The sequence below is a fragment of the Polynucleobacter sphagniphilus genome, assembly GCF_029892205.1.
Lineage (GTDB): Bacteria > Pseudomonadota > Gammaproteobacteria > Burkholderiales > Burkholderiaceae > Polynucleobacter > Polynucleobacter sphagniphilus.
Genome location: NZ_JARXVX010000023.1, coordinates 1 through 1,046 on the forward strand (window position 1 = coordinate 1; position 1,046 = coordinate 1,046).

The following is a 1,046-nucleotide window of genomic DNA, read 5'->3' on the forward strand; positions in this document are numbered from 1 at the left end:
GTGTCGGCAGTTAATGAGATTTTTCCACCAGAAGTATTAATATCGGATGCAGAAATAGTGCCGGTATTTTTAATGAGTGAGCCCATTAAATTCTGCGCAGCATTTGCGCCAATAATTACTTGACCACTACCTGCATTAATTAATAATTTATTCGAAATTAATGCATTTACTACTGAAGCATCAACTGAAACGCTGACAAATTGACTGCCAGAAAATTTCAAAGTCACTTTTTGACCAGCAACTAATGCAATCGAATTATTACCACTCATTGTTGCAGTAATAACGCCGGTATTAACTACTTGTGGCGCCATTAATGCAATATAACTATTAATATTATTGCCAGTAATATGGCCTTTATTAATAATTTTGCCAGTAGTGCCACCCTCGTAAACCTGGGTGTCCTTACCAGACATAAATTCTGTTGCAGAGATGTTCATGGTGGTTGCCACCATGCCACCCACATTCACCTCAGCACCCTTACCGAACACCACGCCATTGTTATTTACAAAAATCACCTGACCGTTGGCATTGACTGCGCCATTGATCATCGATTTTGAAGCACTATTGACGTAATTGAGAGTTGATGCAGAGGAATTGGGTTGATTAAAGTTCACCGTTGCTTGTGAACCTACATCAAAACTATTCCAATTAATCACAGCACGTTGACTGGATTGATTGATATTCATCGTATTACCCGCCTGGGAGATGGCTGCTGTACCAGCAACAACTTTCCCGCCTGTTGGCAACGCATTAGCGGCGGGAGGGGCAGCTAGCGCCTGTCCAGCCAGACCAGCAATAGCTAAAGCCGCTAATAACTTAGCGGCTTTGAACTGTGATTCACAGCTCTTTCTATGCGATGGTTGCGTAATTTTAGGTATCAAACTTGGTATTTCACTTATGTGCTAGAGAATTTAACGAAATTTCTCTAATAAAAAAATCCCTCGATCGTGTGAGTTTGTAAATATTTTTGCAATTTCTTATACATTCTTAAAAAAAGATTGTGCCCTTGATCCAACCTTGTACCGATCTGTACATGTTGTCTGTAT

Annotated in this window: 1 protein-coding gene; it reads right to left on the reverse strand. The window is 40.2% G+C overall.

The annotated features are described in order from the left end of the window. Window positions 1-881: two-partner secretion domain-containing protein (locus tag M2125_RS10915; protein WP_280742987.1), on the reverse strand; the 881-nt coding region annotated here is incomplete at its 3' end. Window positions 882-1,046: the final 165 nt, after the last annotated feature.